The sequence below is a fragment of the Nocardiopsis sp. RV163 genome (assembly GCF_001029525.1).
Classification (GTDB): Bacteria; Actinomycetota; Actinomycetes; order Streptosporangiales; family Streptosporangiaceae; genus Nocardiopsis; species Nocardiopsis dassonvillei.
This window is the reverse complement of the sequence record NZ_LEKI01000220.1, coordinates 1-7105: the sequence shown is the minus strand read 5'-3', so window position 1 is coordinate 7105 and position 7105 is coordinate 1. Positions and strand designations below refer to the sequence as shown.

At 73.7% G+C, this 7105-nt stretch carries 6 protein-coding genes and 1 pseudogene; 3 read left to right on the top strand and 4 right to left on the bottom strand.

All coding sequences use genetic code 11. The annotated features are described in order from the left end of the window. A pseudogene (locus ABD54_RS24435) lies at positions 1-507 on the bottom strand (hypothetical protein); the annotation flags it as partial. 91 nt (positions 508-598) lie between these two features. Here ABD54_RS24435 and ABD54_RS24430 point away from each other — a divergent pair. Both ABD54_RS24430 and ABD54_RS24425 read left to right on the top strand, forming a co-directional pair. Continuing rightward, a complete protein-coding gene (locus ABD54_RS24430; RefSeq protein WP_047871888.1) occupies positions 599-1261 on the top strand; it encodes a TetR/AcrR family transcriptional regulator in 663 nt (220 codons plus the stop codon). After that, a complete protein-coding gene (locus tag ABD54_RS24425) occupies positions 1258-1791 on the top strand; it encodes an NUDIX domain-containing protein (RefSeq protein ID WP_047871887.1) in 534 nt (177 codons plus the stop codon). Before ABD54_RS24430 ends, ABD54_RS24425 begins: the two co-directional genes overlap by 4 nt. A gap of 79 nt (positions 1792-1870) precedes the next feature. Here the strand turns inward: ABD54_RS24425 and ABD54_RS24420 are convergent, their stop codons facing one another. Together ABD54_RS24420 and ABD54_RS24415 are read right to left on the bottom strand one after the other, a co-directional pair. Continuing rightward, positions 1871-2725, bottom strand: coding sequence for a hypothetical protein (locus ABD54_RS24420; RefSeq protein ID WP_047871891.1), 855 nt, complete (start codon positions 2723-2725; stop codon positions 1871-1873). 255 nt (positions 2726-2980) lie between these two features. Beyond that, a complete protein-coding gene (locus ABD54_RS24415) occupies positions 2981-4474 on the bottom strand; it encodes an NAD(P)H-hydrate dehydratase (protein WP_047871886.1) in 1494 nt (497 codons plus the stop codon). Between the two features lie 155 nt (positions 4475-4629). On the opposite strand from ABD54_RS24415, the gene ABD54_RS29260 reads away from it, so the two are divergent. Further along, positions 4630-6558 carry an N-acetylmuramoyl-L-alanine amidase gene (locus ABD54_RS29260; protein ID WP_047871885.1) on the top strand — a complete coding sequence of 643 codons (1929 nt, stop codon included), beginning with the start codon at positions 4630-4632 and terminating at the stop codon, positions 6556-6558. An 83-nt stretch (positions 6559-6641) separates the two neighbouring features. Here the strand turns inward: ABD54_RS29260 and ABD54_RS24405 are convergent. Then, a partial coding sequence (locus ABD54_RS24405) for an excalibur calcium-binding domain-containing protein (RefSeq protein ID WP_327137058.1) occupies positions 6642-7105 on the bottom strand: 464 nt, incomplete at its 5' end.

Here is a 7105-nt window from a genome sequence, read left to right as displayed (position 1 = left end):
CTGGGCGGCCAGGGCGGCGGCGACCTCGTGCGGGGCGGCGGGGAGAAGGACGTGGCCCTCGCCGCGGCCCTCCCGTGGCAGCAGGGAGGTTCCGGCGACGCCCTCCAGAGCGAGCACGAACAGCAGCGGCACCGCGAGCAGGGCGTGCCGGGAGCGGTCCCGCCAGGCGACGAGCGCCCCGGCCGTCCAGGTGACCACGGCGACGACCCCGTAGATCAGCGGCGCGGCGATGAGCAGGCAGACCATGCCCTCGCCGAGCAGGGGTCCGGCCAGGGCCAGGCAGAGGGTGGTGACGGCCATGGTGACGCCCATGGCGCTGCGGGCCCGCACGGTGAACACCACGAGCAGGGCGATGGTCGCGGGCAGGCCGACGTAGAACAGCGCGGTCTGGTCCAGGCCGCCCCAGTGGTGGATCCGGAGCGCCAGCAGGGCGGCGAAGGCGGCCAGGACCAGGGCCGCGAGCAGCAGGCGCGCCCGGGAGGGCGCGGGGGAGTCGCTTCGGGGCACGGGGGAACTCCTTCAGCATGCGATTAAATCGCTTGGTTTAATCACTCGATTAAACCGTATGCTGAAAACCTCCCCGAGAGCAAGGAGGGCCATGGCCAAGGGCGGCGGAGGACGGCGTACGAGCGAGGAGACGAGGGAGCGGCTCCTGGCGGCCGCCAGCGAGGTCCTGCGCGAGGAGGGCTACGCCGGGGCGTCGGCGCGCAGCATCGCAGCGCGCGCGGAGGCCAACTCGGCGCTGGTCTTCTACCACTTCGGCGGCGTCGACCGGCTTCTGTTGGCGGCGCTGGACCGCTCCAGCGCCGAGCGCATGGCGATGTACCGGGAGATCGCGGCACGGGCAGGCACCCTGGAGGAGCTGGTGGAGGCGGCGATGCGCATCTACCGGACCGACCTGGAGCGCGGCTACATCACCGAGTTCTCCGAGCTGGTGGCAGCCGCCGTCACCAAACCGGAGCTGCGCACGCAGATCCGGGACCGCTCGGAGCCGTGGATCGCCTTCATCGAGCAGGAGTGGAACCGGGTCCTGGGCGGGTCCGCCCTCGGGAAGCTGCTGCCCGCCCGCGAGGTGGCCTACGGGGCGATCACGTTCTACCTGGGGGTGAACCTGTTCTCGGTGCTCGACGAGGACCACTCGCGCACCGAGGCGGTGTTCGACCTGGCCCGCGGGCTGGCCCCCCGGGCCAGGCTCCTGACGCTGCGTCTGCCCCGCCGCGACCGGGGGGTAGGCTCGCCCGCGGACGAGGAGGGCGCATGAGCACGGGCATCACGGTGGCCCCCGGGATCGAGTTCCCCGACACCGCCGACGGCCGGACCCACGTGGCGGCCGCGGTGATCGCCGACGACCGGGGAAGGGTCTTCGCCCAGCGCCGGTCCCCCACGCGCAGGGTGTTCCCGCACTGCTGGGACATCGTGGGCGGACACGTCGAGCAGGGCGAGAGCATGTTGGAGGGGCTGGCGCGCGAGGTCGAGGAGGAGACCGGCTGGCGGCTGAGCGGGGTGCTGGCGGAGCTGTTCCGGCTGGACTGGGACCCCGGGGACGGCCTGACCCGGCACGAGGTGGACTACCTGGTGCGGGTGGAGGGCGACCTGGGCGCGCCCCGGCTGGAGCCGGGCAAGCACACCGAGTTCCTGTGGGTGGACGACTCCCTGGTGCACCGGCTGCGCGACGACCGCGACCCGGGCGACTACTTCATCGCCGACATCGTACGGCTCGGCCTCGACGCCGCCCGCGCGCTGACGGGCGGACGCACACCCGGCGCCGGACCGGAACCGGGGCCTCGGTGACGTGGATGGCGAGAGCCGGCCACAGGGCTCCCGCGCCCCGGGCCCACCGCCACCCGGCGCGCTCCGGCATAGGGTCGGGTCACGGGCCGACGGGCATCCAGGCGAGCACGAGCCCGAGCCACACGGCGAACGGGCCCGCCACCAGGTCCCGCCCCCACCCCAGGGGCCGGTCGGCGGACGCAGGCACCCTTTCCCGCGCCTCTCGGACGAACCGGTCGATCTCCCGGGCCACCTCCTCGTCCCGGGCCGGGGCGCTCCCCCAGGCCCTCGAATAGAACGCCCTTCCGTCGAGGAAGTGGACGGCGACCCCGTCACCGGCGTCGACCCGCGCGACCCACTCCACGGGTATGGAGACCCAGACGGCATACCGTTTCAGGAGCAGGCGCGTCCCGGACAGGCGGACCTCCGGGTAGACGGTCCGCTGCCAGACCACCAGACCGAGAACAGGCAGGAGCAGGGCTACCACCGCCGCGTACCAGGAGCGGCCGCCCGCACCGAACACGAGCACAGCCGACAGCACCACCATCACCAGTACCGCGGCGACACCCGGGAACCGGACCCGGCGGCGGTACAAGGTGGCGGGGGCTCCGGGGCCGAACCGGGCACGGGGTCGCCGACCGCCCGGGTAGCGGAGCGGCCGACCGTCCAACGGACCCGGGGGACCCCACACGCCCAGGCAGACGAGCCCCGCCGCCGCGGAAGCGGGGGAGCCCTCGGACGCGTAGAGGATGACGCACGCACCGGCGAGGAACCCCCACCAAAACCGCGCGCACGAACGGGGGTACCGGGCGAACAGGACGGCGGCGCGCCACAGCCCCGCACGGCCACTCGTCCAGTCGCCACCGCGGTGGACGGAGATACGACGCGTCTCCGCGTACAGCGCGATCAGGGTTCCGGTGAGGAACAGCGTGAGGAGGACCGCGGCGGCGATCACACTGCACCTGCCGGGTGGGCGGAAGCGGGAGACATGGGGGACGCCCGTCGTGTCCGGAGGAGGGGACCCCAGCATCCCACGGCGGCCCGACGCCCCTCCTCCCCGCCCCGCACGCGAACGGCCGGAAGGACGGTATCGAGCTCGCACCCTCCGGCCCGCCCCGAACGGAAGACGCGCCGGAGCGGACCCGGGAGGGATCGGCCGCGCCTCGTCCCCGGGGCCGGGGAGGCGGCCCGGTTCGGTCCCGGCTCCGTCTCAGGCCGTCCGGCGGACCTCGGCCACCGCGAGCGGCAGCGCCTCCAGCAGGTCGGACGCGCTGATCGGGGCTCCGTCCCGGGCCAGCGAGGCGGCGCGTCCGTGCAGGTAGGCGCCGCACATCGCCGCCTCCCTGGCGTGCAGCCCGGCGGCCAGGAGCGCGCCGACCACCCCCGACAGCACGTCTCCGGTCCCGGCGGTGGCCAGCAGCGGCGTTCCGGTCGGGTTCACGACCACCGGGGCCCCCGGGTGGGCGATCACCGTGGTCGACCCCTTGAGCAGGACCGTGCAACCGAAACGGTCCCGCGCGCGGGCCGCGTGCTCCAGGCAGCGCGCCTCGACGTCCTTCCGGTCCGCGCCCAGCATCCGGGCCAGCTCCCCGGCGTGCGGCGTCAGCAGCGTGTGCGCCTTCCGCTCCCGCAGCAGCTCGCACAGCGGTTCACCCCAGTCCCCGGTGAGCAGGGCGAGCCCATCCGCGTCCACCAGCACCGGGACGTCGCTGTCCAGGACCGCGCGGAGCTCGTCGGCGTTGGCCGGGTGCGTGCCCCGGCCGGAGCCGACGACTACGGCGGACACCCGCCCGGGCGACAGGTCGGTGCTGTTCTGCGGGTCGAGGAGGCTGGCGACGGTCTCCGGCCAGCGGGCGAGCACCTGGTCCACCACGGCCGGGCCGCCCCCGTAGCGCACCATGCCGACCCCGGTGCGCAGCGCTCCGCCCACGCACAGGACCGCGGCCCCCCGGTAGCGGTCGGAGCCCGCGCGGACGGCGAGGACGCCCCGCCGGTACTTGTCCGACTCCGCCCCGACGACCGGCAGGAGCGAGGCGACGTCCGCGGCCCGCGGACTGACCAGGTCGGGCCCGGGCAGCTCCGGAGTCAGACCGATGTCCACGAGACGGACCCTGCCCGCGCGTCCGGCGCCCGGATCGACGTACAGGCCGGGTTTGTGGGTGCCGAAGGTGACCGTGACATCGGCGCGGACGGAATGCCCGGCCACCTCGCCGGTGTCGGCGTCCACCCCGCTGGGCAGGTCCACGGCGACCACGGGGGCGGGCGCGTTCCCGGCGAGCAGGGCCAGGGTGGAGTGCGGCCTGCGCAGGCCGCCGCTGCCGCCGATGCCCACGAGCCCGTCCACGACGAGGTCGGCGTCGAACAGGTCGCTCTCGTCGGCGAGGGCGTCGGTGAACCAGCGGACCCGCCCGCCCGCCGACCGCAGGGCGGCGATCCCGCCCGCGTGGACGCGCCGCCCTGCGAGCAGTGCGCGCACGGCCGCGCCCCGGGCGGCCAGCGCGGCGCCCGCGTACAGCGCGTCGCCCCCGTTGTCGCCGCCGCCGACCATGAGGACGACGCGCGCCCCGTACACGCGGGGCAGCAGACGCGCGCACTCGGCGGCGAGCCCGGTGGCCGCCCTGCGCATGAGGGCCCCCTCGGGGAGGCGCGCCATGAGCGCGCGCTCGGCCTCGCGGACGGTGTCGGCGGTGTATGCGGAGCGCACGGGTTACCTCCCAGGTTCGGGTCGGCCACCATCGTGCCGCAGAGGGCTCCGGGTACGTGGACTCCGCCACACCGGGTGGCCGACAACAAGGAATTTTCCACACAAAGTGACCACCCCCCTACCCTTCGGAGCACCGCCTTGACACAATGGGGGGTATGCCTCGACCGAGCAAATACGTTTCTCGGTCCGATCTGGGATGGGGTTCCTCGCCCGCGACCCGGGCCAATCCCCGATCCGGACTGGTCATCCACTACGACAGCGCCGATCAGGGCCTGGCCGCGAAGGACCACTCGGCCTGCCTCGAGTACTGGCGCGACACCCGCTCCTTCCACACCGGCCCCTCCCGCGGCTGGGCCGACATCGGATACTGCGTGGACGAAGCCACGGAGATCCTCACCGAGAACGGTTGGCGCACCGTCCAACAGGTCTCCCCCGGAGACGTCGTCCTCACCCTCAACCACGCCACGGGGATGTCGGAGTGGCAACCCCTCCAGGACGTCCTCGTCTTCCCTGCCATGCGACGTGAACTCGTCCGGATGGAGGGACGCGAACACTCGTCGCTGACCACGCCCGGCCACCGCTGGCCCGTGGAGCGCTACTGCCGGCGCACGGGTACCGAGCGCAGGAAGAACGCCGATGGCACCTGGGCGCGGACCGGGCGCTCCGCGCGCGGCGTCAGCGGCCGCGAACGCCTGTGGGCCACCACGGACACGCTCACCTACTGGGACCGCATCCCCCTGACCGCTCCGTGCGCGCACCTGCCCGCGGAGCCCAAGTGGTCCGACCACCTCGTGGAACTGGTGGCCTGGTTCTGGACCGACGGTCACATCAAACGGCAGGGCAGGGACCGTGCGCCCGCCACGAGTGTGGCCGTCTACCAGTCAGCGGTGAGGAACCCCGACCGTGTGGCCAGGATCCGCGACGCGCTGCACGGCGTCTTCGGGCCGTCCTGCGAACGCTTCCCCCGCACAGGAAGAAGCACGGACGGCGTCCCCCGCTGGCGCGAGGCCCGCAACCGACAGTTGTCCGAGTTCCACCTGTCCTCCGACGCCGGACGTGCGCTGCTCGAACACGCTCCCGGGCGGGTGCCCACACACGCGTTCCTGCGCTCGCTGACCGGGGAGCAACTCGCCCTGTTCATCGAGGCGTCGCTGTTGGGGGACGGCCACGGCAACCGCACGAACGACTCCCAGGCCCTGAGCCGACAGAACCGGGCGGCCGCCGAGGCGTTCCAGTTCGCCGCGATCCTGGCCGGATACGCGACCTCCCTGCGCCGTCGGCCTCCCACCTCCTCGACTCCCTATCCCATGTGGAAGGTGGAACTGCGCCGCAAGACCTACGTCTCTCCCCGGACAGCAGCGGCCGGGCAGGCGAAGTTCACCATCACGCGTGAGCCCCACGAGGGGCGGATCTGGTGCGTGCGCACACCCAACTCCACGTGGCTGGCCAGGCGCGAGGGCACGGTGTACTTCACCGGCAACTCGTTCATGTGCTGTGCGCACGGCTACGTCATCGAGGGTCGGGGGCTGTACAAGACCCAGGCCGCGCAGCCGGGGGGCAACACCTCCCACTACTCGGCGACACTGGCCACCGGCCCCACGGACGTCGTCACCCCGGCGCAGATCAACGCCGTTCGCGCGCTCCGCCAGTGGCTGATGGAACCGGACACGTCGATCGCCGGAACGGTGCTCGGGCACCGCGACTTCGTCTCCACCTCGTGCCCGGGCGACAAGGCCTACGCCCTCGTCCGAGACGGCACGTTCGAAAAGCCCCCCGGGGAGATCACGGAGGTAAACGACATGCTCGGACTCGCGATCGGCAGCACGGGGGACGCGGTCAAGCTCCTCCAGCTCAAGGTCACCCGGGCGGGCTTCGGCGACGCCCTGGGCTCGGGCGGGGTCGACGGCGACTACGGGGAGGCCACCGCCGAGGCCGTGCGACTGACCCGCGAGTACGTCGGCAGCCGCGCCCTGCCCGGGTACGGCGACAAGATGACCGCCCACGCCGTCGACCAGGTGGAGGCCGCCGTCATCAAACGCGCGCTGGCGGGGGGCGCCGCGAAGGAGGAGGCCGCCCCGGCGTAGGGGGAGCACCGACGGGTCGGGACGCTACGCGCTCCGACCCGTTCCGACGCCGGACCCGGAACCGGTCCCGGGCCGGGCTCCCGTCATTCGCAGGCGACGCCGTCGCCGTCGCGGTCCAGGTGGGAGCCGTAGCCCGGGTCGCCGCGGCGCACGGGCGCCGCACCCGCGGCGCGCGCCGCGTCGCAGTTCTCGTAGTAGGCCGGGGCGCCGCCGGTGTCGCCTCCGCCGCTACCGCTCCCGCCGCTGCCGCCGCCGTCCGGGCGTTCGGTCACCGTCTCGGTGACGGTCTCCGTGGCGGTGACCGTCACCTCCACCTCGACCTCCTCAGTCGCCGTGGCGGTCGGCTCCACCGTCTCGGACACGGTCGCGGTCACCGTGGCGGCCGGGGGCGGCGGCCCCGCCTGGTCGGAGCCGCCTCCGGCCAGCGCACTGGCGCAGGAGCCGATCATCACGGTCAGGACCAGGGCGCCGAAGCACCCCAGACATCCGAGGCCGATCTTGCCGCCGGTGGACACGGCGGCGGGGGAACGCGGGGGCTGGGACACGG

Bases quoted from the DNA above. Each gene is read 5' to 3' on its own strand.
- ABD54_RS24430 (WP_047871888.1), top strand. From the start codon at position 599: ATGGCCAAGGGCGGCGGAGGACGGCGTACGAGCGAGGAGACGAGGGAG.
- ABD54_RS24425 (WP_047871887.1), top strand. From the start codon at position 1,258: ATGAGCACGGGCATCACGGTGGCCCCCGGGATCGAGTTCCCCGACACC.
- ABD54_RS29260 (WP_047871885.1), top strand. From the start codon at position 4,630: ATGCCTCGACCGAGCAAATACGTTTCTCGGTCCGATCTGGGATGGGGT.